Source organism: Aquabacter sp. (genome assembly GCF_965279295.1).
GTDB lineage: Bacteria > Pseudomonadota > Alphaproteobacteria > Rhizobiales > Xanthobacteraceae > Aquabacter.
Genome location: NZ_CBDIHQ010000015.1, coordinates 162,650 through 186,538, shown reverse-complemented (window position 1 = coordinate 186,538; position 23,889 = coordinate 162,650). Strand labels below are relative to the sequence as shown.

The following is a 23,889-nucleotide window of genomic DNA, read 5'->3' as shown; positions in this document are numbered from 1 at the left end:
TTCACCTAGACGCGGCTTTAGTGCCCCCTTCTTTGATCTCCCGGACGGTCAAATACTGTCCCGGCCAGCGGCCCCAGTGACGAACCAGTCGCTGCCAGAAGGTAAGTGGGATCAAATCGTCGGGATTTACGTTTCGCTGCGTGGCTTGGATGGCTGCGTTGTATGCCATCGCGCTCACTGCGCACATATCAGCGGGTTCCTCCCCAAAAAGACGGGTCAGGGAACCGCGAATGCTCGGAAATCGGGTGGCATCACCGCCTGCTTCGTCAAGTTCAGCCATGATCGCGAAAACACGCTCCCGCAAGCGCTCGTGCAGTCTAGCCTGCGCGCGGAAGTCAAAGGCGAGATCAAGGCTCGACAACACAGCAACCGCCACGCCGATGATGACACCGAACACCCAGCTGTCTGCAACGGCGGCCGTTATGCCACCTGTTCCCAGCAAGATGGTGAAAAAGCTAACGCCTCGGTGAAGACGTGTGAAATGCGCAAGACGGTCGGCGTGGTAAGCCGCGTTCTGCAGCAGGTCAAACGTGAGGCCGTCCGCCGTCAGGGCCGCGGACGAATGCCCGGCGGGCAGTCCCGAATTGGTGTCGGCGGTCGAGGTGGCGGGCTCGGTGGCCGCGTCGGCGTTGGCGGCGATGGTCTCGGCGGGTTTGCTGCCCATTTTCCAATTCCTTCCATCGGTGCCCTCCAGCGGTCCGCTCGTTGGTTGGGTGTCGGGGCCCGAGCCGTTTTCGCCGGCTCGGGCCCACTCATTAGCTGCGTATTCCACGAAACCGTTGGCCTAGGTCGAATGACTGGGGGCATTCTTGGCCATCTCAGCATCGGTGTCCTGGCATTATCGTACAGCTTGAGGTGGAGCCCTGATAGGCCTCTGCGTTGCGGAGGCCCGACATGAGCGGCGATCTCCCCCCGACATGGCCCGATCAGTGGACGCCGCCGCGCCTGTCCGTGGCCGACATGCTGCGCGCCCTGCGCATGGAATCCGAGCGGATCATCACCGTTCAGAAGTATCTGATCGAGACCGGCGTCCGCAAGGGGCCGGACGAGGGGCAGCTCCGGCGCGCTCTGGCGTTGCACAAGGCCGAAGCCTTCCTCGTGCGCTGCGCCCCCTACTGGACGCAGGTGACGGCTCTTCTTGAGCGCCTCAAATTGCAGGGGCCGCGCTGGTGAACGAGACCAATCGGACCCCGGCGCGCAAGCGCGAGAGCCGCTCAAAGACGGCGAGCTACTCCTTCGCCATCAAGGTAAGAGCGGCCTATCTGGCGGGACAGGGAAAGGCGCCCAGCCAGATTTGCGCCGAAACGGGGATCGCCAATCCGTCGAAACTGCGCGGCGTGCTGCGAAGCCTGGGCATCACCATCGCCCCCGAGGTGACGGTACCGGTCGCGCTGCCCCGCCCCGCCGCCGATGCCTTGGGCCAGATGGCGGACAAAGCCGACATGACGCCGGAGCAGTTCGCCACCCGCATCATCACGCTGATGGTGACCGAGGAAGCCGAGATGCTCCGAAACATCCTTGATCCGGGAGATGTCCGGTGACCAGGAAACGCTGCTCCTCAACGCTCTGCCGTCCGGTCCCGGTGATCCACCGCATGTCCCGGCGCGCGCTCGATTTGCAGCCGCCCCATCGCCTCTCGGGAGACTGCATTTGCCTAGCCATCACTCGCGATGAATTCGTTTCCATTACGCTGCCGCACATCTTCTGGCTGGAGGGACCGACCTCTGAACAAGAATGCGAAACTTCGTATTGCATTCACAATCTTCCAGGCTCCGACGGTTCAGATGGTATCGAAAAGCGACGGCCGCCCGGATTTACCAAGCGCGGCAGCATGATCCAGCAACTCGGTGCTAGACTTTTCTACGATCTCTGTTGCGTAGTCTTTGATGCCCTCCAAAATAGTAACTGCGCGCTCTCTCATCACAAGTCGACTACCGGGGGGATGATTAATAAATCCGTTAAACCCAACAATCAAAATATCCAAATCGAGCGTAGTGACGACAATCTCGTCACCCATTCGCCACAACTCACCAAAACCCATCGCGGCTTCAATTGTCTTTATTTGAAACATGGAGCTAGGATCAATGAGATCCGCGTTAGTGGCGATCTCAGTCAAATTATTTTCAGCTTCAGCTCTTGCAATGGCTACGCTACGCATCAATATTGTTGCAACTGCTTTAGCGCGATCCGACCGTTCTGCTTTCATTACATGCAGCTCTTCTGCCTGCATTTGAACTTGCTGTTGGGTAAGTCCGAACGCTACAATTGCGGCAATAAGAGTCATACCGCCGCCGAGCAGCCCGCCAGCAACATTTGCAGAATATCCCATCACTGCATCGCACACATGCAGCTTGAAGACCTGCGCTATGAGAGGCCAGGCCGCAACGAACAGCGCTACGCCAATCACCCACCCACCGATGAACGGCAGTATCTGCTTTTTCATATGCTCCCCCAGGTCCGGAGCCTGCATATTCACGTTCAGGTTGTCGAGAGGGGCGGCGTAAGCTTACCCCTGCTTTCTCGCTCCCCGTCGCTGCGCCTTGGGCCTGTAGTCGACCGGCAGCAGCGCGCGCTTCTGGAGCGCAATCCTGACCTGATCCGTGGCGGCTACAACGTCGGCGTCTGCTCCGGTCTCGGCCGCCCCCATCAGCAGCTTGCCCGCGTACGCCAAGGTCTCGTCCTTCAGCACGCCCTCGCCGGCCGCCATCATCGCCTCAGCCGCATCGCGAAGGCTCACCAGGATGGCGCCAGTGCGCAGCGGGATCGGGTGGGTGAGGTGGTCGTTCCATCTCATGGGGACTCCAAACGCCGGAACACGCGAATCAGTTTCGGGGGCGTGCCATGCTGAACGATCGCCAGCGGGTGGAGCTCACCCTAGCGCCCGTCATCCTGCTGGATGTCCTTGAGGCCGGCGCCGTTGATCCGAAGGCCGATGACGTCGTTGCAGCGCGCACGCACCTGGTGCTGGCCGCCACCGAGGTCCTTGGCGATCTCCCTGCCCCCGAGCGCGCGAAGATCATCCGGCGTTCGGAACGCGCATTCACGGTTGCTACCGCGCCATATCGCAAGGCAGGCGACGCCGCCTCCAAGCTCGGCCTGATCGCCTTCTACTGGCTCCAGGATCTCGTCACCGCGGAATATTTCGTCCTGGCTGAGGATTCCCAGCTCCAGAAGGCGCTGGACCTGCTGCTGCCCGCCCTTGAGCCTGCGGCCAACATCCCGGCCATGGACGCGAGTGCGCGGAAGCAGGCGACGAAGTTCCTCCGGACGCTCCAGGGCCTGGGATATTTCCGCGGGGTGCCCTCATGACCCGCATCGTCATCACTGGCGGCCGGAACTACGGTTTCGTTCCACCCCACACCCCGCTGATCGAATACGTCGATGCCCAGGAAAGGGCTGACCGCCAGCGCGCGCGCTTTGAGCAGATCATGGATGCGGCGGTGGAACGCCTGGGCCTCACCGAGGTCGCGGCCGGCAAGTGCCGCACGGGAGCGGATCAGCTTCTGGAACGCTGGGCGAAGCGCCGGAAGATCCCTTTCACCGGCTTCTCCGCGAACTGGCAGCAGCTCGGCAACGGGGCCGGTCCGGAGCGCAACGGCCGGATGCTGAGAGAATTCAAGCCGGACAACGTCCTGGCATTCCCCGGCGGCGCCGGCACCGCCGATTGCGTGCGGCAGGCCGAAGCCCTGGGCATCGACGTCATAAGGATCGATTGGAAATGACGGCGCAGGGGGGAGACCGGTTCGCTCCACACATCGAGGCCGTCGCCGGACTGCTGCTGGGCAAGCCGAACGTTCGCTTCAGCAAGCCTGGCGATGTTCGCTATGGCAGCCAGGGCTCCATGAGCATCGACGTCGCCAAGGGCGCGTTCTTCGACCATGAGGCGAAGGAGGGCGGCGGCGTCATCGATATGATCCGTAGGCTGACGGGCGCCAAGACCGAGGCCGAGGCCGCACAGTGGATGGAGGACAAGGGCATCCTGGTGTCCGAGGGAAGACCGGAGCGCCAGAGCAACCAGCACAAGACCGAGGAAAAGAAGGTCGAGACGGCCGTCTACGATTATCGCGACCAGGAGGGGCACCTCGTCTGCCAGACGGTGCGGTTCGAGTTCCAGCGCACCGACGGGTCATGGGTGACGGATCCGAAGACCGGCAAGCGAAAGAAGACCTTCCTGCAACGAAGGCCGGACCCCGACCGTGCTGGCGCGTGGATCTGGAACCTCAAGAATATCGACGTCGTGCCTTACCGGCTGGCCGAGCTTCAGGAGGCGATCGAGAGCCGGGCCCTGGTGTTTTACGTCGAGGGTGAGAAGGCGGCAGAGCGGCTCGCCGTCCTCCGCGTGCCGGTGACCACCAATCCCATGGGGGCGGGCAAGTGGTTCGACGGTTTAGAGACCTTTTTCGAGGGTGCTGACGTCGTCATCCTCCCCGATAACGACGAGCCCGGGCAGAAGCACCGTGACCTGGTGGCCTCACACCTCGTCCCTGTCGCGAAGCGGGTGCGGTTCCTTGAACTGCCGGGGCTGGGGCCAAAGGAGGACGTCTGTGAATGGCTGGATGCCGGGGGCACCTTCCAAAAGCTCTATGAGCTGGCGCAGACCCACGCCTTGGCGTGCCAGAAAGACACCAGCTTCAAGCCGCAGCTCTATTCCATCCCATGGGATCGCCTGGATGAGGTCGGCGCCGAAAGTGAGTGGCTCGTCTATCAGGTGATCACCGCTGGGCAGGTCTCGATGATCGTCGGGCCGAGCCAGCACGGGAAGAGCTTCTTCGCGGTAGAGTTGGGTATGGCCGTGGCTCGCGGCGTCGAGTTCTTCGGCCACCATTCAGAGCAGGGCGGCGTGCTCTACATCGCGGCCGAGAGCGGACGCGGCCTCAAGAAGCGCCTTCGAGCATACCGAACATGGCATGACCTGAAGGCCAAAGACCCCCTGCCCTTCGTTCTGCTGCCAGGAAAATTCAACCTCTATGCCTCAGACGACGACACGGACAAGCTGATCGCTGATGGCGTCGGCTGGCATCAAATGTTCATGGAGCAGTTCGGCATTCCGCTTCGGCTGGTGGTGATCGACACGTTCGCCGCTGCCACACCGGGCGCCGATGAGATATCGGCTCGCGACGTCACCCCTGTCCTGGCCCGAGCCCAGCGCATTTGCGAGGAGCTCGATGTGGCGGTCTCGATCGTCCACCACGCCAATGCCGGCGGCGTGAAGCCGCGCGGGCATACCTCCATCTTCGCCAACGTCGAGAACGTGGTGATGGTCGAGATGTCGGAGAAGCGCACCGACGAAGACGGCCGGCCCATGCGCTACGCCAAGGTGGCGAAGCAAAAAGACTCGGAGGCCGGAAAGACATGGCCGTTTGTCCTGAAGTCCGTGGACGTCGGCATGGATGTCCGGGGCAAGGTGATCACCTCATGCGTCTGCGTCCCTCCCAAGGAGGACCTGGACAGCTCCAAGGTCACGGATGCCGGCTTTGAAGGGTCGGAAAAGGACCGCCAGCTCCTATCGTGCGTGCTGGAGGCACTCCGCGACCAAGGCCAGATCCCACCGCAGGATGTGAACTGCCCGAACCGTATCAGCCGGGTGGTCAGCCTTGGCACGGTGAAGAAGCTCTATTGGCGCCAGTACGCCGGCGGCGAGGATGGCAGCGAGGACCAGAAGAAGAATGCCCTCCGCCAGCGGTGGAAGCGCGCCCATGACCGGCTTGTTCAGTACGGCATCATCGGGTCTGACGATCCCTGGCTATGGGTCACGGGCAAGCCGGTGCGCGGCATGAACGTCGCCCATGCGTCGGTATCGATGCTGCCTGAAACCGAATTCACCCGCCTCAGCGACGAGGATTTGGACACCTTCACGATTTGATGGCTGTCACGGAAACCGGGAATTGTGAGCGCATTTCGATGTCTGATGTCACGAAATATAAGAAACCTGTCACGGAAACGGTCGATCCTGTCCCCGAGTGCGACGACGAGGGGCTGAACGCAATCGTCGAAAAACTCGAGATGGGGCTCGGGGCGGACGTCGATTGACGGACGATATCCTGTGGACCCGGGACATCGTGATGGAGCGCCTGGAGGAAGCCATCAAGCTGGTGCACCGCACGGCCGGCCGGGTCGGACCGCGCGGCTACGGCTCTTCGATGCCAGCCTATCTCTATTCAGAGCTCGACCTCTGGTACCAGCAGACACAGACTGATGAGGAGAGGGCCAAGGGGGATTTTGAGAGGAACCGGGTCAGGCGGCCAGCGACGGTAGAACAGATCCGCGACGCAGAGGAGGCGCTTCAGTGGCCGATGCGCTTTGTGCAGCATGAGCCCACGCGCAAAGCACTCCTGTTGTGGATGCTGTCCCGGGCCATCCGCCTGCCCTTCAAGCGCATCCTGATGGCCCGCGATGTCGCGCAGCGGACAGGAATTGATAGGCGAGACCGTGGTCTGGCGCTGATCGTACTCGGGCTAATGACCGAGGCCATCCACACGTAGACATTAAAACGCTCTCGGGCCGCGCCCTGCTCTCGTGCTCGGTTGTGCGGAATTGAAATGCGTTCTAGACATTAATTTATATGAATTGAAAGGCACGCCGTGACGACCGAGGAAATTCCAGCCGGGCCGAGCAAAGCCTCGAAGCCTCCTCTTGTGGAAGCTTTCGGAATCACCGGCCTTCATGGCTATCGCACGATTTCTCTTAATACTTCGCATCTGGCGACTATACTTATAGCAAAAAATGGTAGCGGAAAGACAACCTTGCTTGGGGTATTAAATGCCTTTCTGAAAGGGCAATTTTTCCGACTGCGAGGCCTTGAATTTGATACGATCTTCTGCAAGTTTTACGATGAGCCAACAGAACTTATTTTAAGACAACTTGATCTCGAAGCTGCATTTTCTGCGCCAGAGATGGGACAAATCGCTGCTGCGGCCGCAAAATGCGGAGTTACTCCAGAAGCGCTTATCGTTTTCTTGACGCAAGAATGGCCATTATTACAAATAAATCCCGATGACAGGTTTGATAACGCCACTTACTCGGCGTTATCCAGGGAATATGGATTCAACTCGAGAGCAATCGAGAAAGTAGTTACAGAATTAACTCGATCAATGTACGAAAAAAATAAGAACCTAGGAAATATTTATAATACGTGCAAGATAAAATTGTCTAAATATGAAATACTCTATCTTCCAACTTATCGCCGGGTAGAACTTCCACTCAGGGATAGAAATAAAGATGCGAAGCTTCGCAGCACAGGAAGCCGTAGAAGCTTCCCCGCATTTGCGGGAGGGGGGCTTTTTACTGGAGATATACAGTTTGGTCTTTCTGATATATCGGAACGGCTGCGCGAAATTAATGAACTGATCGTTTATGAGTCAAATAGTCAGTATAGAAAAATTAGCGCTGATATTATCAATGGATTGATTGACGGCTCTTATGAGAGCCACGACACAAGCCAAACCGCAATTCCAGATAAAGAAGAACTCCAACTTTTATTCTCACGGGTCGAGCAAAGTCGACGATACGGCCCTCAGTATCCTCATTATCCGGTAACAGTTCCTGATCTAGAGAAGATTTACTCAAAAGATCGGCAATTAGACCCTTCTGAGAAATTTCTAAATTACTTTCTTGTTCAACTTAATAAGGTAATATCCTCTACAAAAGAGGTGGAAACGAGAGTTCAGGCGTTTGTTGAGATCTGCAATAATTATCTCTCGACTGACGACATATCAACTCGTCCGCCAAGGCCCTCCGACGACCTGATTACCGATGGAAAACGACTGGTTTTGAATAGAAACACGCTGCAGGTTAAAGTAGTTAGGACTTTAAAAGATAGCCCAATAAGCCTTGACGCGCTTTCGTCTGGCGAAAAGCAGATGATTTCTCTTTTTGCCAAGCTTTTTTTGTACGAATCACCGAAGATTGTCCTAATTGATGAGCCTGAGTTATCTCTATCGATTGATTGGCAGCGTCAGATTTTGGTAGACGTAGTTAACTCCCCACTCTGCGATCAGTTAATCGCCATCACTCATTCACCTTTCGTATTCGAGAACGAATTAGATCCTTATGCAGGATCTCTTCGCGTACTAGCCAGCGGCAGCGGCAGCGCGCTGCCGCATTCGGAGGATTTCTCATACGGGGACGATGTGTTCGATGAGTGAGAGCAGCGTGGCGGGCATTGATCCGGACGTCCAGGCCCTTCGAAAATCACGGAACAGCTATGCTGTGCTGAAACTTGAGGTTTCAAAGATAAGATCTGAGTATCCAGAAGTCGCGATTATTTCCATTGAAGGAGATGACGACAAGATCATCTATACACAGTGGCTGAATCGAGTGAGGCCACAATTAAGATACATTTTTCTACCCTGCCGAGGGAAGGCTCCGCTATTGAGCCTTCGCTCCGCGATACAGAGAGATGCCACAGGATTGAGTAGCGGACTTTATTTTTTTGTCGACCGCGACTTCGATGACCTAAGAGGCCAGACGCCGGGGCCCGACATATTCATGACGGATAAATATTCAATCGAAAATTATCTCGTTTGCGAGGTCGTTTTGTCGTCTATCCTTGATGTTGAGTTTCACTGTCAGGCAAATTCCGCGGTTAGAAATTCGATTACAGACATATTTCGTAAAACCTATGGTTTTTTCCTAGAGGTAACGAGAAAGGCAAATTATAGACTATACGTAGCTCGCCAATTGAAAATTGAAACCGATAGCTTGCCACATTCTATTGGGAAGATCGCAGAAGTGAACCTACGGACAGCCTCTATCGGGTCACAAGAGGCCGATGCAATCGTGCGATATCAAGAGGCGGTGTCTGAGCAAAAATTAATTGAATTCGAGGACGATTTTGCGGCCCTCGAACCTTGTGATCGATATCGCGGCAAGTTCGCTATGCTTTTTTTTCAGAAATGGCTAAGAGATCTAGCCGATGAGAACAAAATAGAAGATCGCGGCGTATTTAAAGAACTTGGCAATAAGTCTTCATTTCGAGTTTCTGAGCTTACGTTGACTCGATTTTCTACCGCTTCTTCGTTGCCGGCGGGGTTTGAGAGCTTTGTCACAGGCATTTAGTTGTGGTTGAACTCCGGCGAGGCCTCCTACAGGTTGTCTAGGCCAGCGGTGTCACCTGTTGGAGGTCGAAGTTCACAGCCCTTTTCCGACGCTCAATCTCGAACGTCGTGACAGACGAATTCCAGCCACCCGGTGATCTTCCTATCGACCTCTGGAATTTCCATCCACAGCCTAGTCAGCAGGTCTATGTGGGGGGGGATATTCTCCGCTCCCGACAGCCACTTCATCACCCGGTCCTCCAGCGCGCCGCTGGCGCGGGCCAGGTCCCGCGCCGAAAGCCCCATCACAGTGAGCCTCCGCGACAACTCCTCGTGGGTGATCCGGTCGTAGACATAGCGACGTGACAATGGCTTCTCCTGCTGGTGCTCCGGCATGAGAAGTTGCCTCGGCGGGGGTGACGCGAATTTACCTTGGTGGGCTAGTACGATCGTCCGTCCTTGTGCGTGTAACGCCACTGACCGTCAGGCCCAAGGGCAGCTTTCAGGTCGTCCCGCGGGTAAGTGCCTTCGTCACCAGCGGTTCGGTCGCCGATCTCGATGTAGACGACATCGGTCGCAGTTCTATTGACGAGCTGATGGGCAATGCCCTGGGCCGGGAAGCCAGCGCACATGCCCGGCGACAGCAAGACCTCGTCGCCGTCCGTTACCAGCGTGGGCTGCCCTTCGAGAATGAAGATGAACTCGTCCTGTTTGCTATGCCGGTGGAGCAACGAGGATTCTCCGCCGGGTGATAGGCGCGTTAGGTTCACGCCGAAGTTCTTCAGCCCGAATAGGTCCCCCAGAGGTCTCTTCTCTCGGTGGGCCATCCGGCTGAAGAACGGCTCGGGATAGCTTGACGGCTTCGTCCGAGGCGGCGCGGACGAAGCGAGTATGGCAACTGGTTTCGGCTGAGGGCTCTCGGACATTATATGTGCTCGGATCGGAATGTAGCGCCGCAACGGTGCCAGCCGACCGCGAGGTTTTCAAACCCTTTGACGCAGATCCTTAGGCGGTCGCCTTGGTCAGGGTCTGGCACTGGCGTCGGATTTCCTCGGTGGAGGTGAGAAGTTGCCCCGGTTGGGGGTAATGTGAATTTACCTTGGTGGGCTAGGTAGTGTTGACAACGTCTCCGACCTAGTCCGAGCTTGACCCTATCAAAACGCTTGCGCCCGCTTTCCCTGAGATAAGGAAGGCGAAGTCCCAAAACACTGGGTATGCGGGGTGCCCACCCTGCAACCAAAATGATTCAGTGGCGTTTGCTGCCTCGACAAGATTGTGGACCTCGTCTTCAAGCACCCCCATTAGGGCGAGGAACCTTTCAGATCTAAGTGTGCCTGCGTCCGGACCAGCGGCATCGTCGCCAGCATAAAGCAGCGCATCTCTTAGACTGGGCCAAACAGATGCTTTTTCGACTTTTTGGAGACCGCCAAGCGCCGCCGCAGCGCCGAACACCATTTTTATTATTGCCTCTTTTCCAGTGGGATTCGGCAAAGGTACTTCGAAAAATTTCAGAAAGACGGTGTAGTTCAAGCCATCGGCACTCAACGTTTTGGCGATTTCTTCGAGAATTTGATGATCCATGTCACTCCCACGATTGCAGTGCGGACTCCAACGTCCCTCGGCGAGGTGCGGCACTGGCACCGGATTTCCTCGGTGGGGTGCGCCAAGCTGCCTCGCCGGGGGTCGCCAAGTTACGCTGGTGGGGGTAGCGCGAGAAGTTGCCTCGGTGGGGGTCAAGAGAACTCAATGGGAAGGAGCACGGCGTCCACCATCCGAATCACCCGGCGGATGCTTGCTGGAGTTTGTTCGCCCTTGAGAAGCGATCCCCGGATTTCCCGGAGCAGCGCCACCAGCACATCACCATCACCGAGCACCATTGCGGGACGCATTCGGCCGGCTAATGTGCTCTCCAACGCCTTGGACGCGGCAAGCAGGTGCGGCGGGATGATGTGCGTATAGACCTGATCAGTGATGGCAGAGGTTGAGTGACCGAGCATCCGGCTTGCAGTGATCAAGGGGAGCCCGTGTTCTCCTAGCATCCAGGTCGCAGCGGTGTGGCGCAAAACGTGAGGCGTGATCCCGACAAGACCGGCGCGCGACGCCGCCTCGCGCATGTCTCTTTGGATGGAGCGCAGCGTCACCGGAAACAGCCTGCCATCACGCTTCTTGTCCGGTGTGTGCCGGAGCCGCCCGGCCAGGTCCGCGCCCATAGGCACGATTGCCCTTCCTTTGGCACGGCGCGAGAGATCGGTGCGCCGAAAATCTATCGTTAAGCGGTCTAAGTCGATCCGATCCCATGTCAGGTCCATAATGGCGCCGGCCCGCGCGCCGGTGAGCAGGGCGACACGCACGAATAGGTCGGTCTGCGGGGCACAAGCTTCCAGCAGCTTCTTAGCTTCCTCCGGCGACAGCCATCTTTTGCGCGGCGCTCCATATTTGGGAAGTGTCACGAATGGCACGAAGGTGAGATGCCCGAGCTTCCAAGCGCGCCGCAGGGACGCTCGAAGCGTCACCAACTCGCGCCGGATGGTGGCATCCGACACCCCCTCCCCGCGCCTCGCCGATATGTAGCTGGCTGCCGTATCTGCAACGTCTGACTGATCGCGAATGATGGCGGAGCCCACCAGCCTCGTGATGGGCCGTGAAGTGGTGTTCAGGCTCCTTTCTGAGATCACAACATGGCGCATCTCTGCGATGTAAGCTGCGACCACGTCCCCGATTTTCGTGCTGGGGGCTTTGCGCGCCATCAAGAAATGGCCCCGGCATCCGCCAATGCCAATTTGGCCGCATCGACACGGGTGCGTTTACCTGCACCGAACGGGCGGAAGAAATCATCGTTGATGTCGCCGGCATACCAACGCCCCAGGCGGTCGTCATTGGTGCCGATATAGGACCCCTCGCGCACATAGATGTTGGTCAAGCGGCCGTTAAGGGCGACGCGGCCAGTGCGCGGGCGGATTTTGATGATGGGATTCGTCATGTGTTCTCCTAGAATGGCCCGCACAATTGCGGTTGTGGGCAAGGCGCCCGGTCATGCCGCATCGGTAGCGGCATGGGCTGGCGTCAATCCTGAGAAATTGCCTCGGTGGGGGTAGCGCGAGAAGTTGCCTCGGGAGGGGTGTTCCTGCCCAGCGCCGACAGCACGGTGACGTGGCTGCACCCCATGGCCCGGGCGAGCATGGAGCACGATGGCCGGCCGGGGCTGGCTGCAAGCCGGCGGATCGCCGCCCGGCGGGCGCGCACCACGGGGCGGGTGCGGACGTCGCTGCGCAGGACCTGCCCCGCATCTGCGCCCCATAGGGCCGCGCACTCTCGGACCACGGCCGCGACCATCTCGGGGCACAGGGGGCGTGCCTTGGGGGTGCGCATGCGCAGGCGAAGGCGAAGGCTAACCATTGGCGCCGCCTTCGGCCTTGGCGATGGCCGCGCGAGCCTCGTTCACCCACGCAGGATGCCGGTTTTTGTAGCGCTGCTGCCGGTGCGCCCAATATTCCAGGGCCAGTCTCAGCGCGGCGAGCATCTCGGGGGCCGCAGCGATTAGGCGCGCATCGGCCCCCCATTGCTCTGGCTCGCATCCATCAGCGTGGACAGTCGCGACCAAGCAATGGATGCTTGCTATATCGTCCATGAGAATTTCGGCGGGATCGTCAGCATTGACGATCCAGGGTCCGGGGGTGTGCTTGGTCATGCGCGGCCCTCCGCTTGGGTAAGGACAGCTTCGGATTCGGGCGCGTCGTCCGCTTCATCCTGCTCGGCGTGCTCATCGCACCCGTCATCGCAAATAAACTCGCGCCCCTGGAAGAAACATCCGCACGGCAGGCAGACGATAGAGGGTTCAACGCTGATAGGCATCGATACCCCCCAGGATCAAAACAAGGCGCGGATTGTCGGCGCCGGACTCCACGGGGTACGCGTCCCGAAACATCAACGCCGCTTCCACCGGACTGCTGAAGGTCTCGTAAAATTCTTCCCTTGTGTCACCGCAACCGGGCTTCCCGCCCTCCCACACGTCATAGATCACAGCGTATGCGTGGGATTGCTGCGCGGCCCTGAACGCGGCGAATGCGGCTTTGACGCGAGTGGCAAGTGTGGTCACACGCGGCCCTCCGCTTTGGCGACGACGGCGCCATATTCGCAGAGGCCGCACACGGTGCCGTTGGCCTTGTGAGTGTTGTCACACTCACACTTGTCGGAGCGGTGCGGCAGATCCGCCAGGGCGGCAGGTGTGGCGTGGAGTTCCCACCAATAGGTGCCGTACTTAGCGGTTTGCTTGACCCAGTACGCCAACCCAAGAGCCACCAATTTCGCGGCAGTTGGACAATTTCGCTCGGGCTTCTGTGGCCTAGCGTTGACCAGGAAATGTAGTAAGCGGGTCTGTGCCGCCGACAGCTTCGGGGCGCGTTGGGCGATGCTCGCCATCACGCGGCCCTCCCGTCTGCCTTTGAGGGGGCCGTCGTCCTTGGTGGTGTAGTCGGGCATGGTGTCAGGCTCCCATGTTGTCGATGCGGGCGAGGACGGTGCGAGCCGCCTCCATGGCGTTGGCGAGGCTTCCACCGTCGTTTGCATCGGCGGATAAAAGGATGTCGCGCAATGCTTCTTCGAGAGACGCGGCCTCCCATATGGCACCCTCGGCAATATTGAGGAGTGAGCCTCCGAAGGTAATTGAGCCGTCGAATCCCTGATGTTCGTATTCTTCGGCCCCTTCCCCTCCATGGTTTTCTTCATGGCTGGCGCGCATTTCTTCCCGCGCCTTGTGCTCCGCTTCGGCAGGGTCAGCAGCCTTCACTACGGTGCCGAATTCGCCTTGTTCCTGATCTTTGTCGTTCCATGCAATGAGGACGGAATAGGTTTTGATGTTGGCCATTGTCATGACACCAATGCTTTGAGGCCGCGCATGAGCACGCCCAACAGGATCACGCGTCGGGTGATGCTACGGGGTTCGGCGTCATAGAGCGCGCGGGGATCGGCGCCGGCTTCCAATTCGGCCCGGATGGCGACGCGGGCGGCGGCAACCTCCCGTGCGTGCTCCTCGTTAGCCTTGCGCACGCTGGGGGCGATGGTGCCGAGCACGCGGCGCGCGCGGCGATAGTTGCGATCAAGACTCATGATGCTGCGCCCTCCGCTTCGCGCTGCCGCACCCATGCGGCGCGCTCAATCGCGGTTGCTTCCTGCCGCAAGTCGTGAAGCTCCCGGAGGGTACTGCCCTCCTCGCCACGTCCCTCGGGGAGATAGCGGGCTTCAGATGCACGCCCCTTAAAGACGCGTCGCAGTTCGGAGTTCCAAGCGGCATCCGCCGCACATGAAGCGCGAATGCATTCGGCTAGGGATGGTGTAGGGGTGCCCATCGTTCACACCCCCGGCTCGGTGATGGTGAATTCCTGCGACACCCGATCAACGCAAACGAAGGTGTCCCCCGACCCGTCCGGCAAGCCGCCGCCCACCCACTGCCCTGCCCAGCCGAGCTTTTCCGCCAGGGCGCGGGCGGCTGCCGTGTGGTTGCCCTCATAGTCAAGGGCGTAGTCCCATGCGTGCGTCAGTGAGCCGGCAGCGGCGCGGGCGATGACACGGGAGCCCCGCGTGTCGGTCGGCCCCCGGAATTTGGTGGTGATGGCTTGCATGTTCGGCCTCGGTGTCCTGATTGGCCCGCACAATTGCGGAAAGGCGTCGGGTGTGAGAGATTCCCCTGGCAACCCGCCCCCGAAGGGGCGGGCGCCGACTAGATCAAGAGCCAAAAGAGGATCGTTAGAATTGCCGTTGCCACGGCTCTAGCGGTCCTTTTTCTTTTGTCCCGTCTGCCGGAGTGCTTTGCCGTCATGGCATTGCCTCCGAGGGGTTGCCGTCCAACGTGGCAACACACGGGTGCGGGCGTTGAGGGTGGCCGTTCAGCGCGGCCGGCAGGCGCACCATGGAGGGGACAACCTGTCTCCCCTCGGTGCTGCGCCCCTCACCAATTGCAGGGGAGGAGGTAGGCGCACGCGGTGTCGTCTCCCCGCGTGCATGCGTGGGTCAGGGCATCGTCCGGCATCAGCGCGTAGACCGGATCAAGACCGAGTTGGAGGGCGAGCCGCCGACAATCGTCGGAGGCGTCGCACGGTGCCGCGCGGATCAATTCCAGGCGCGGTGCCAGCGGAGGAGACACAGCGCCCCCGATCGCCGCCTCGAAGATGCAGGCGCCGCCCAGCAGCACGACCGCATGCGGGATGAACGATAAGAGGCGCATCAGGCGAACAGGAACGCGTGCTTGGCGCTGATCCGATCACGGCGGGACTGCCGGAACACCCGCTTGCGAGCCTCGGCCGCAAGGCGCTTCAGGGTGCGGGCCGTCTGAGTTTCGGTAATGACGGAAGAACGGGACATGGGAAATCTCCTGCTTTTGGCCCGCACGATTGCGGTTGGGGAAGGTCGGTGCGCCGCAGCGCCGTGTTCCGATGACCAATTGATTGCATAATGCAGAAATCTACGCAATCAGAAAGTTGCGAAGTGCAGCATTATTTTTCGCATACCGCATAAACCGCTGAATAATTGACGTTTCAGGCGCATTCCAGGTGATTGCGTATCGCATCCGGCTTGCGCCAGCGCACTCGCTGACCGATGGTCCGGCATCCTCTTTCTGGCAGAGGCCCTATGACCAAGGTCGACCTAGACGGCGCCGCTTCGGCGCCCGTTCGCTATGCGCGTGGTGGCTGGACGTTGTCCGGGCACATACGGCGGCGCTTGCGTGCGCGGCCCGAGATGACGCGTGCGGAGCTTCGGACCTGGTTGCGGCGTGACCGGCTTCTAATGTGGGGTGTGCGGGGCAAAGCCCGGCTTCAAGAGACGCTTCGGCGAATGGCAAGAGATGGGGAAATAGTCCTCACCCGCAGCACTCTCGCGGCACTTGCACTGCGCCAGAGGCGACCCCGGCAGCGCCGCAGACCTGGTGCAGCACGCGCCCGCTTTGGCCCCCCGAATATGGCGCTTCGCACCCCCGTCAGCGCTGCCAGAATGGCGCCAAATCCGGCCTAGGGCCGAAACCTGTCAATGGGCTATCCACGTTTTTCCGCAGGGGGGCCAATTTACCCGGCAGAAAACCGTGTTTCGTGAGCTGTGCCAAGGGGATACATGCGGGGCTGCTGACCACCATTCCAGCCACAATTCCGCGCCCAGCGCGGCACCGCCTGTTGACGTGTTGCATCTTTTAGGGCTTCCATCCGTGCGGCGACGGTGATTGTCATGCCTACTTAGAACCCAGTGAGTTCGTAGGCACACAGTCTCAGAACAACAAGACAGACTAGATACAGTACAAAGGCGCCTAAGGCGCCGCCTTTGTATATGTGTATGTATAGTAACTGTCTCATCTTAGAGATTAGAGATATACAGTGCGTTTCAGTATTGAGACGCAGCAAAGCAACGCGATCGCCCAGCCTTTCAGATCGGCCCATGACCGTGCAGTGGTCACGGCCGACTATGCCGGCATGCCCAGCAATAGACACGGCGAGCGGAGCCAGACCTTCGCCAAGCAAGGGCATGCCGGCCACCCTATAGCGCCGAGCCCTTAGGAAGCCCGCAGGAGGGCAAGCCTCCCCATAGATGTGGCAAGATAGGTACAGATGGTCGAACGGCCGCTGGTGGTCGCCGCTGGGCATCTGTGCACCCATTGAGGGGGATGGGGGTGCGAGTTAATCGAGGGGGAGAGCAGGGGGACGGACCGCCTTGGGGGTCAATTCTCGCGGCTCGAAATGAGAAAAAAAGCGCCACTCCCTGGTGAGGTATCATTATTCCTCCGTTGGTGGAACGCTGCTCGCCGCCTCGATTCCGCGCCTGATACGGGCGGTGAGTACAAAAAGAAAATTGCCGAACGCCTCAGCAAACTCTACCGACTGCGCTGCCTCCGCTGGGGAGACGTTAGGTCTCTTTGCATCCGCATGTCTTGGCCGGTTAGATCCGAGGCGAACTTCATGTGCCCAGTCGGCCATACCTTGGGTGATGACGTTCTTTTTGAGAGCCTGATCGATACGCTCATATAATGAGCCGTTGCTGTAACCGATCTCCTTAAGCATTGCGTCTATTGCGCTACCTGCCATCACGGCCGCAGCGTCCGGTGCGTGTAGGGTGTCATAAGCCTGCTGTAGATATATGCGGGCCAATTCCGGAATATCTTCGTGCGCGGTCCGCGCCGACGGAATTAACTTGGTGACGACCGAGGCAGTCCCGACTGCTGCATTTTCTACTTTAGCAGTGACAATACTCGCGCAATTTTCACACTTATATGCGCCCCAAAATGCATTTCCAATTTTGTCCGCAGTCTCCGTGAAGCCTTCGCTGCTCCACACGCTGACGAGGCTCGGCTGAGCAATCGAACAAAATGGACAGCGGCTGACGCCCTCAAGATGGTGGCCCATCATTGGCCGTCCATTGCGGGGTGACCTCAGCATTTGCACCTTCACGGACATCCGCTCTATCCCAGATTGTCGTTCGATTCTTCGCACCCAGCTTAACCGTCAAGGCTCGCTGATGCCTACTGGCCTTCTAGCTCCGGGATGCAACGTTCATTTCGCAATCGCTCAATCGGTTACTCCTTGCCACAGATCTTCCGCTCCCACCGGCGGCCGAGTGCCCAGCGCATCTTGCCGCCCCGCCCTTCCCCGCGCTCCCGCGGCTATGACAGCCGCTGGGACAGGCGGTCGACGGCGTTCCGGCGGAAGCACCCGTTCTGTCAGCGGTGCATGGAAGACCCCGGCGCGCCGCTCATCTTCTGCGAGGTGGTGGACCACAAACTTCCCGTCCAGGACGGTGGCGTGGTGCACTGCCGCGACGCCGGTCTCTGGTCGCTGTGCAGCTCCTGCCACGGCTGGAAGCAGCTGTTGGAGGCCCACGCCCGTCAGAGCGGGCAAATGCACATGATCGTCGAGTGGTGCGATCAACCTGAACGCCGGCCGGAGATCCGTCGCGGCGACCCGAGGTAGAGCCATGGCACCCCGTTCCAAGCCCAGCGCGGTTGGTGCGCCAGTGGGCGGGGACACCAGTGTCGTGGCGCACCCCTCGTTTCGCGAGATCCCGAAGAGCCTGTTCCCGCTGCGCACCGACGCGGCGCAAACCGAATACGACACGCTGGCCCGCACGCTGTTCGAGCGGGGTCGGCTGACCCTGGCGACCCACCGCGCGCTGTCCAGCTACGCGATGCAGTTCGACACCATAACGGCGGCGGCTGCCAACGATAAGCAGATCCGCGGGTCGTGGTTCAACCAGCTGGACAAGGCGAGGAAAGAGCTTGGTCTCGATGAAATCGACAAGCCGATCGCCTCGTCAGCGTCAGCGCCGACCAACAAGTTCGCGCACGTTGGTTTTGCGGGGCGTCGCCGATAAGCGGTTCGGCAAGATCAAGGTCGATGGGCGCGAGTACCCGGACTTTCCGGGCATGGCCATCTGGTATTGCCAGGAGGTCGTGGCCGGCACCGTGCCGGCGTGCAAGCGCGAGACCCAGGCGGCCGAGCGGTTCCTTGCCATGGTGGCGGAGGGAAGCCGCACCAAAGGCGCCATGACCTGGTCAACGGACCATGTCGTTGACGTCTGCGACTTCGTCGAGAAGCTGCCCCATGTGAAGGGTTTCACCGGAGACATCGTCCTGGAGCCAGTGCAGTGCTGGTGGCTGGCCGGGATCTTCGGGTTCCGCGAGCGCGCGACCGGCAGGCGTTGGGTCCGCACGGTCCGGGTGTGGATTCCGCGCAAGAACGGGAAGTCGATCCTGTCCGTCGGAGCGTCGCTCTATGCGGCGAATTTCGAGGGCGAGCCCGGCGCCGAGATGGTGATCTCCGCCGGTTCGGAGGAGCAAGCCAAGATCCCGTACAACGTGATGCGGGCGATGTTCGAGCAGACGCCGGATCTCCGGGCGATCCTCGGTGTCGAGGATTACAAGGACTTCGCGACCTTCCACGCCACCGGCGGCGAGTTGAAGATCGCGCATTCCCGGGCGAAGAACCTCGACGGCATGAACCCGCACGTTCTGTTCCAGGAGGAGCTGCACGCGCAGGATCAGGACGTCATCGGCGTGTTGAAGACGGCGCAGGGTTCGCGCGCGGCGCCGCTGGATCTCGGCATCTCGACCGCCGGCCGAGACACCAATTCCGCCGCCCATGACGATTGGCGGATGTGCGAGCAGGTGCTCGACGGCAGGTTGAAAGCCAGCCGCATGTTCATCTGCATGTATGCCGGCGATGACACGGACAAGGCCAGGCGGTTCGATCAGAAGGTGATCGAGAAGCTGAACCCCATGTTCGGCGTCTCTCTCAACCCGGTCTCGATCGAGGAGGAGATCTCCGAGGCGAGGAAGTCGGAATCGAAGTTGCAAGAGTACCTTCGGACCCGGCTCAATATCTGGTCCCGGGGCGCAGGCAACCTCATCTCGGTGGACGCCTGGGACCGCTGCGGCGACCCGATGCTGAAGCTGGAGGACCTGAAGGGCTTCCCGCTTTATGTCGGCATCGACCTTGCGTCGCGCTCGGATCTGAACGCGGCGGCCTTCAACGTCCAGGTGGGCAACCGCGTCTATGCGGTGATCCTGTACTGGATCCCCGAGAAGTCGGAACGCCTGCTGGATGACCGCTTCGCGGACTCGTTCCTGGCCTGGCATCGCGATGGCCATATCGAGTTCACGCCGGGCAGCTTCATTGATTACCGGGTGATCCTGAAGAAGCTGTTCGCAATGCTGAAGGGCCACAACGTCATCGGCATCGGCCTGGACGATTATCAGGCCAACATCATGAGTTCGATGATCGAGGAGGCGGGTTACCGCACCTTCATCGTCGCGAAGACGGCGCGGAACCTCACTGCGTCGACCGAGGATCTGATCGCCCGCGTGACCGACCCGGCGCTGTTTCAGCATGACGCCAACCCGGTCAGCGCGTGGTGCGCGGGCAACGTCGTCGGCCATTACGACGCCAACGACAACGTGTTGCCCAAGAAGGAAAAGAAGGGGTCGAAGGCCAACATCGACGGCATGGATGCCGAGATCGTGGCCAATGCCCTGCGGATCGACGACGAGGCCGGCGTGCTTGGCGAGCCGGACAAGTCGAAGGATCGGCCGAACCCCTACCTCAACCGCGGACTTGCAGGAGCTGAAGCATGAGCGAAGACCTGTCGGCCTTGGTCGAGAAGGATGGCGGGGCTCAGCCGCTCACCCCCGAGCTGATCGATAGCTGGGGCGCCGCGTCGGACTGGATCGACCTTCACCCTTCGTTCGGCTGGAACGTGCCGAGCATGTCCCGCCTCGATCAGGTCGGGCTGGCTCTGGCCATCCAGTGCGCCGCTGTGAAGGCGCGCGACATCGCCAAGGCCGACATAGTCCTGTGGCGCGAGGTCGGCCGCAGCTGGGAAGAGGTGAAGCCAAAGAAGCATTGGCTCGCCAAGATGATGCGGCGGAAGCCGAACGAGCATCAGTCCTGGACCGATTTCTGGCGCATGACCGTCATGCACCTGGAGCTCGCCCAAAACGCCTACATCCTCCCCATGATCACCCGGCTCGGTGACGTGCGGGAGTTGATCCCGATCATGCCGTCGCGCTGCCGGGAGCGGATCAGCGGCAACGGCAAGCTGTTCTATGAGATCAACGCCGCAACCGAATTCGAGCGTGCCCAGCTCGGCGAGACGCACATCATTGTGCCGGCGGACCGGATCATTCATCTGCGCGGCAAGCTGCTGGATGGCCTGAATGGCGTCTCCAGCATGCAGCTCGGGAACCCGCTGTTCCAGCTCCTTGGTGCGATCAACGCTTACCAGACGGGTCTTTTCGGGAACAACGGGAAGCAGCCGTTGGTGTTCGAGACCGATCAGACCTTTGAAGGCGGCTCCGGCGACGTGGCGTTTCGGCGGCTGAAGGAACAGCTGGGGGAGCGCACCCGGAAGGCGAGCGCCACTGGTGACCCCATCCTGCTCGAAGCGGGATTGAAGGCGAAGGCTATCGCCATCAACTCGCGGGATGCGCTGACCACCGAGGCATACAATCAGCAGGTGGAGCGGATCTGCGGCCTCATGGAGACGCCGCCGCATAAGATCTTCCACTTCAACAGCGTGAAGTACGACAACCAGACGGCGGCGAATTCGCAGTATGCCAACGACTGCCTGATCCCCATCGCGAAGAACATTGAGGAGAAGCTCCGGCTTCAGCTCCTCACCGATGACGAGATCGATGATCACTGGCCCGAGTTCGACCGCATGGCGCTGCTCGCCGGCGACCCGACCACCCTCATGAACATCCTCGACAAGGCCCTGAAGAATGGCGTCGTCGAGATCAATGAGGCCCGCGACCGCCTGCCGTTGGGTTTGAACCCGATCGACGGCGGCGACGTCCGGTATGTCCCGGTGAACATGGCGATCGTCGATCGCTCCGGGAAAATCATTCATCAGGCCGCCACCGGCCAGCCGCAGCCCACCCCTGCGGAAGAAGACGAAGGTGACGGCGCCAAGGGCCCTCGCCTCGCGGTCGACAACACCTGACCGCTGCACCTGGAGAACCCCGATGCCTGACAATCTCATCTCGGTGGACGAATTCCTCACCGAGCGCAAGGACTATGTGAAGTCCGGCGACGTGCTCATGAAGGCCTCCAAGGCCCCTGCGAGCTGGAATAAAGACGCGGGGACGGCGCGCTTTACGATGAGCGCCGAGGTCGAGGACCGAGACCGCGACATCGTCATGCAGGACGGCATTTCGACCGATGAGTTCATCAAGAACCCGGTGGCTCTGCTCGCGCACAACTCCTGGGAACTGCCCATCGGCTCCTGGTCGGACGTGGCTAAGAACCTGACCGGCCGCCCGAAGCGCATGGAGGGAACGCTCACCCTCGTGAAGGGCGACGAGATGGCCGACCGCGTCGCCGTGCACCTCGGTGCCGGCAGCCTGCGCGCATGCTCCATCGGCTTCATCCCGAAGGCGATCGAGCGCCGTGAGGTGCCTGAGGATCGTAAGGACGCCGGCTATTACTATCCTGGCTACAAGATCCTGGAATGCGAACTGGTCGAGTGCAGCCCCTGCGCCGTGCCGGCGAACCCGGCGGCGCTCGCCAAGGCCGCAGCCGGCGGCGACACCATGGCCCGCGAGATCCTGGAAAGCGTCCTCGACACCTGGGCCAAGCACTCGGAGACCGGTCTTCTCATCCCGCGCAGCGAGTTCGAGGCTGCCTGGAAGACGGCGAATGGTGATCGCACGACCATCGTCACCCCGACGACCGAGGAGGCCGGCATGTTCCGCCGCTTCCTCAGCTTCATGGCCGGCGACGGTGGCGCGGCGGCGATCGAGCGCAAGCGCCAGGAAGATCTCGCCCTTTCCGAAACCGCAGAGACCGAGCGCAAGGCGCTTGAGCAGGAATTTACTGCCCTGGAAGGCCGGCTGGCCGCCAAGGGCATCTGAAATCGGCGCGTAGCCGAATAGCGACCCGGCGCTTCCGGGATTGGGTTTGGGCGTCCTTCGGGGCGCCCTTTTTTATGAAAGACGCCCAAAATGACCGTCGCAGAACTGCGCGCCCGTCTTAAGTCCTTGGTCGAAGCTCTCACTCTGCTGAAGGCGAAAGCCTTGGCGGACAGCGCCGCGCCGGAAGACCGAGCCGCCATGAAGACCCAGCTCGAAGCTATCAAGGTGGCTGAAGAGCAGCTCGAAATGGCCGAGCAGGATGAGGCCTTCCAGGCGAAGCATTCTCAGCCCGCCAACACCCCGGCGGGCACTCCCGCCCCGACGGTGCCGGCGGCGCCCGAGGTGAAGATGGACCTGGGCCAGAAGATGTCGCTCACCGCCGCCGCCATCATCAAGGCGGGCAAGAATGGCGACCCCTTCAAGGTTCTCGCAGACGAGGGCTATGGTCGCTTCGCCGATCAGCTGAAGGCGAAGTCTGTCAATACGCTGAACAGCGGTGACGGTGGCATCCTTGTTCCGACGGCGCTGGATGGCGGCATCATTCCGCTGTTGCGGAATGAATCCACCTTCATCGCGTCGAACCCGACCAAGGTTCAGCTGATCAGCGGCGCATATAAGGCGCCGCGAGGTGCCACCGGAGCGACCGCTAGCTATCTCGGCGAAGGCGGGCTGAAGCCCATCTCAAGCCCGACCTTCGACAGCATCGACATGAAGGCGAAGAAGCTCGCCGCCATCGTCCCGCTGACGAACGAGGCGAAGAAGTGGACCGTGGGCAATATCGAGGGCTACATCCGCGACGACCTGCGGTCGGCCTTGGCCCTGACCATGGACCTCAACGCCTACCTCGGCACGGGCTCCGGCGCCGCGCCGACCGGCATTTTCAACAAGTCCGGCGTCCAGACCGTCACGCCGACCTTCGCCAGCGCGACGGCGCCGACGCTCGCCGAGTTGGACACCATGGCTTCGGCCATGATCCTGAAGCTCACCACCGCCAACATCTATTTGAACCCGCGGTGGCGCTGGGTCTTCTCCTACCGGACGGTGATGTACCTCTCCACCATCCGCACCAGCAGCGGGGACCTCGCGTTCCCGTCGCTCGAAGAGTTCCTGTCCGGCAAGGTCACTTGGAAAGGCATCCAGGTTGTGGTGACCAACCAGATCCCCACCAACGGCGGCTCCGGCACGAACGAGACGACCATCGGGCTCGTCGACTTCACGCACGTCCTCTTCGGCGAGGAGGAGGGCGTCATCATGAAGATGTCCGAGCAGGCGACCCTGAACACCACGGGCGCCGTCGACGGAACCGGCCTTCTGCACCTCTGGCAGCAGAACATGTTCGCGATCCTGGCGGAGAGCGAACACGACTTCGGCCTGCGCTACGCGAAGGCCGTCGTGAAGGCCACGGCCATCAAGTTCTGAGCCGAACGTCACCATCCGCCCCGGTTCGCCGGGGCGGAAACCGCCAGCGAGGAA

The 23,889-nt window shown here is 60.4% G+C and carries 33 protein-coding genes; 15 read left to right on the top strand and 18 right to left on the bottom strand.

Annotation, left to right across the window (positions count from 1 at the left end; all coding sequences use genetic code 11):
- Position 1 precedes the first annotated feature (1 nt).
- The gene (locus ADADO0_RS11430) at positions 2 to 664 is read right to left on the bottom strand and encodes a hypothetical protein (protein ID WP_511305269.1); all 663 of its coding nucleotides are present in this window, start codon (positions 662 to 664) and stop codon (positions 2 to 4) included.
- Positions 665 to 894: 230 nt separating this feature from the next.
- Between ADADO0_RS11430 and ADADO0_RS11425 the strand changes: the two genes are divergently transcribed.
- Together ADADO0_RS11425 and ADADO0_RS11420 are read left to right on the top strand one after the other, a co-directional pair.
- Entirely contained in the window at positions 895 to 1,173 is a 279-nt protein-coding gene (locus tag ADADO0_RS11425) for a hypothetical protein (RefSeq protein WP_511305268.1), read from the top strand.
- Positions 1,170 to 1,541, top strand: coding sequence for a hypothetical protein (locus ADADO0_RS11420; protein WP_511305267.1), 372 nt, complete (start codon positions 1,170 to 1,172; stop codon positions 1,539 to 1,541). The genes ADADO0_RS11425 and ADADO0_RS11420 overlap by 4 nt, the downstream gene beginning before the upstream one ends.
- 239 nt (positions 1,542 to 1,780) lie before the next feature.
- Here the strand turns inward: ADADO0_RS11420 and ADADO0_RS11415 are convergent, their stop codons facing one another.
- Positions 1,781 to 2,443: a hypothetical protein gene (locus tag ADADO0_RS11415; protein WP_511305266.1), complete on the bottom strand. Its 663-nt coding sequence runs from the start codon at positions 2,441 to 2,443 to the stop codon at positions 1,781 to 1,783.
- A gap of 63 nt (positions 2,444 to 2,506) precedes the next feature.
- Positions 2,507 to 2,794, bottom strand: a complete 288-nt coding sequence (locus ADADO0_RS11410) for a hypothetical protein (RefSeq protein WP_511305265.1) — start codon at positions 2,792 to 2,794, stop codon at positions 2,507 to 2,509.
- A gap of 47 nt (positions 2,795 to 2,841) precedes the next feature.
- Here ADADO0_RS11410 and ADADO0_RS11405 point away from each other — a divergent pair, with 47 nt between their 5' ends.
- From ADADO0_RS11405 to ADADO0_RS11375, 7 genes are all read left to right on the top strand, one after another.
- Entirely contained in the window at positions 2,842 to 3,309 is a 468-nt protein-coding gene (locus ADADO0_RS11405) for a hypothetical protein (protein WP_511305264.1), read from the top strand.
- Complete coding sequence (locus ADADO0_RS11400; protein WP_511305263.1) at positions 3,306 to 3,722, top strand: SLOG family protein; 417 nt, start codon at positions 3,306 to 3,308, stop codon at positions 3,720 to 3,722. The genes ADADO0_RS11405 and ADADO0_RS11400 overlap by 4 nt, the downstream gene beginning before the upstream one ends.
- A complete protein-coding gene (locus ADADO0_RS11395; protein WP_511305262.1) occupies positions 3,719 to 5,863 on the top strand; it encodes an AAA family ATPase in 2,145 nt (714 codons plus the stop codon). Before ADADO0_RS11400 ends, ADADO0_RS11395 begins: the two co-directional genes overlap by 4 nt.
- Before the next feature lie 38 nt (positions 5,864 to 5,901).
- A complete protein-coding gene (locus tag ADADO0_RS11390; protein ID WP_511305261.1) occupies positions 5,902 to 6,030 on the top strand; it encodes a hypothetical protein in 129 nt (42 codons plus the stop codon).
- A complete protein-coding gene (locus ADADO0_RS11385) occupies positions 6,027 to 6,482 on the top strand; it encodes a hypothetical protein (protein WP_511305260.1) in 456 nt (151 codons plus the stop codon). Before ADADO0_RS11390 ends, ADADO0_RS11385 begins: the two co-directional genes overlap by 4 nt.
- A 99-nt stretch (positions 6,483 to 6,581) precedes the next feature.
- A complete protein-coding gene (locus tag ADADO0_RS11380) occupies positions 6,582 to 8,144 on the top strand; it encodes an AAA family ATPase (RefSeq protein WP_511305259.1) in 1,563 nt (520 codons plus the stop codon).
- A complete protein-coding gene (locus ADADO0_RS11375; RefSeq protein WP_511305258.1) occupies positions 8,137 to 9,057 on the top strand; it encodes a DUF4435 domain-containing protein in 921 nt (306 codons plus the stop codon). The genes ADADO0_RS11380 and ADADO0_RS11375 overlap by 8 nt, the downstream gene beginning before the upstream one ends.
- Before the next feature lie 92 nt (positions 9,058 to 9,149).
- On the opposite strand, the gene ADADO0_RS11370 is transcribed toward ADADO0_RS11375, so the two are convergent.
- The 15 genes from ADADO0_RS11370 to ADADO0_RS11300 form a co-directional block, all read right to left on the bottom strand.
- Positions 9,150 to 9,404 carry a hypothetical protein gene (locus ADADO0_RS11370; RefSeq protein ID WP_511305257.1) on the bottom strand — a complete coding sequence of 85 codons (255 nt, stop codon included), beginning with the start codon at positions 9,402 to 9,404 and terminating at the stop codon, positions 9,150 to 9,152.
- Between the two features lie 71 nt (positions 9,405 to 9,475).
- The gene (locus ADADO0_RS11365; RefSeq protein WP_511305256.1) at positions 9,476 to 9,961 is read right to left on the bottom strand and encodes a cupin domain-containing protein; all 486 of its coding nucleotides are present in this window, start codon (positions 9,959 to 9,961) and stop codon (positions 9,476 to 9,478) included.
- Positions 9,962 to 10,169: 208 nt separating this feature from the next.
- Positions 10,170 to 10,616: a hypothetical protein gene (locus ADADO0_RS11360; protein WP_511305255.1), complete on the bottom strand. Its 447-nt coding sequence runs from the start codon at positions 10,614 to 10,616 to the stop codon at positions 10,170 to 10,172.
- A 152-nt stretch (positions 10,617 to 10,768) separates the two neighbouring features.
- On the bottom strand, positions 10,769 to 11,782 hold the full coding sequence (locus ADADO0_RS11355) for a tyrosine-type recombinase/integrase (protein WP_511305254.1): 1,014 nt from the start codon (positions 11,780 to 11,782) through the stop codon (positions 10,769 to 10,771).
- Positions 11,782 to 12,015, bottom strand: coding sequence for a hypothetical protein (locus ADADO0_RS11350; protein WP_511305253.1), 234 nt, complete (start codon positions 12,013 to 12,015; stop codon positions 11,782 to 11,784). Before ADADO0_RS11350 ends, ADADO0_RS11355 begins: the two co-directional genes overlap by 1 nt.
- Positions 12,016 to 12,098: 83 nt before the next feature.
- Positions 12,099 to 12,431, bottom strand: a complete 333-nt coding sequence (locus tag ADADO0_RS11345; RefSeq protein ID WP_511305252.1) for a hypothetical protein — start codon at positions 12,429 to 12,431, stop codon at positions 12,099 to 12,101.
- A complete protein-coding gene (locus tag ADADO0_RS11340; RefSeq protein WP_511305251.1) occupies positions 12,424 to 12,723 on the bottom strand; it encodes an XkdD/Y8K6 family phage-associated protein in 300 nt (99 codons plus the stop codon). The genes ADADO0_RS11345 and ADADO0_RS11340 overlap by 8 nt, the downstream gene beginning before the upstream one ends.
- 147 nt (positions 12,724 to 12,870) lie before the next feature.
- A complete protein-coding gene (locus ADADO0_RS11335; protein ID WP_511305250.1) occupies positions 12,871 to 13,131 on the bottom strand; it encodes a hypothetical protein in 261 nt (86 codons plus the stop codon).
- Positions 13,128 to 13,514, bottom strand: coding sequence for a hypothetical protein (locus tag ADADO0_RS11330; protein WP_511305249.1), 387 nt, complete (start codon positions 13,512 to 13,514; stop codon positions 13,128 to 13,130). Before ADADO0_RS11330 ends, ADADO0_RS11335 begins: the two co-directional genes overlap by 4 nt.
- A 4-nt stretch (positions 13,515 to 13,518) precedes the next feature.
- Positions 13,519 to 13,899 (bottom strand): hypothetical protein, encoded by a 381-nt coding sequence (locus ADADO0_RS11325; RefSeq protein ID WP_511305248.1) that lies wholly within the window; start codon positions 13,897 to 13,899, stop codon positions 13,519 to 13,521.
- A gap of 2 nt (positions 13,900 to 13,901) precedes the next feature.
- Positions 13,902 to 14,141, bottom strand: a complete 240-nt coding sequence (locus ADADO0_RS11320) for a hypothetical protein (RefSeq protein WP_511305247.1) — start codon at positions 14,139 to 14,141, stop codon at positions 13,902 to 13,904.
- A gap of 242 nt (positions 14,142 to 14,383) precedes the next feature.
- Entirely contained in the window at positions 14,384 to 14,653 is a 270-nt protein-coding gene (locus ADADO0_RS11315; RefSeq protein ID WP_511305246.1) for a hypothetical protein, read from the bottom strand.
- A gap of 326 nt (positions 14,654 to 14,979) precedes the next feature.
- Positions 14,980 to 15,255 carry a hypothetical protein gene (locus tag ADADO0_RS11310; RefSeq protein WP_511305245.1) on the bottom strand — a complete coding sequence of 92 codons (276 nt, stop codon included), beginning with the start codon at positions 15,253 to 15,255 and terminating at the stop codon, positions 14,980 to 14,982.
- The gene (locus ADADO0_RS11305; protein ID WP_511305244.1) at positions 15,255 to 15,392 is read right to left on the bottom strand and encodes a hypothetical protein; all 138 of its coding nucleotides are present in this window, start codon (positions 15,390 to 15,392) and stop codon (positions 15,255 to 15,257) included. Before ADADO0_RS11305 ends, ADADO0_RS11310 begins: the two co-directional genes overlap by 1 nt.
- A gap of 1,397 nt (positions 15,393 to 16,789) precedes the next feature.
- Positions 16,790 to 17,467, bottom strand: coding sequence for a DUF4145 domain-containing protein (locus tag ADADO0_RS11300; RefSeq protein WP_511305243.1), 678 nt, complete (start codon positions 17,465 to 17,467; stop codon positions 16,790 to 16,792).
- Positions 17,468 to 17,740: 273 nt separating this feature from the next.
- Here ADADO0_RS11300 and ADADO0_RS11295 point away from each other — a divergent pair, with 273 nt between their 5' ends.
- From ADADO0_RS11295 to ADADO0_RS11270, 6 genes are all read left to right on the top strand, one after another.
- Positions 17,741 to 17,980 carry a hypothetical protein gene (locus ADADO0_RS11295; RefSeq protein WP_511305242.1) on the top strand — a complete coding sequence of 80 codons (240 nt, stop codon included), beginning with the start codon at positions 17,741 to 17,743 and terminating at the stop codon, positions 17,978 to 17,980.
- 4 nt (positions 17,981 to 17,984) lie between these two features.
- Positions 17,985 to 18,380 (top strand): hypothetical protein, encoded by a 396-nt coding sequence (locus tag ADADO0_RS11290; RefSeq protein WP_511305241.1) that lies wholly within the window; start codon positions 17,985 to 17,987, stop codon positions 18,378 to 18,380.
- The gene (locus ADADO0_RS11285) at positions 18,361 to 20,139 is read left to right on the top strand and encodes a terminase large subunit (protein WP_511305240.1); all 1,779 of its coding nucleotides are present in this window, start codon (positions 18,361 to 18,363) and stop codon (positions 20,137 to 20,139) included. Before ADADO0_RS11290 ends, ADADO0_RS11285 begins: the two co-directional genes overlap by 20 nt.
- Positions 20,136 to 21,506 (top strand): phage portal protein, encoded by a 1,371-nt coding sequence (locus ADADO0_RS11280; protein ID WP_511305239.1) that lies wholly within the window; start codon positions 20,136 to 20,138, stop codon positions 21,504 to 21,506. The genes ADADO0_RS11285 and ADADO0_RS11280 overlap by 4 nt, the downstream gene beginning before the upstream one ends.
- Positions 21,507 to 21,528: 22 nt before the next feature.
- Positions 21,529 to 22,416 (top strand): HK97 family phage prohead protease, encoded by an 888-nt coding sequence (locus ADADO0_RS11275; protein WP_511305238.1) that lies wholly within the window; start codon positions 21,529 to 21,531, stop codon positions 22,414 to 22,416.
- Between the two features lie 90 nt (positions 22,417 to 22,506).
- Entirely contained in the window at positions 22,507 to 23,835 is a 1,329-nt protein-coding gene (locus tag ADADO0_RS11270) for a phage major capsid protein (protein WP_511305237.1), read from the top strand.
- The last annotated feature ends 54 nt before the right edge of the window (positions 23,836 to 23,889 follow it).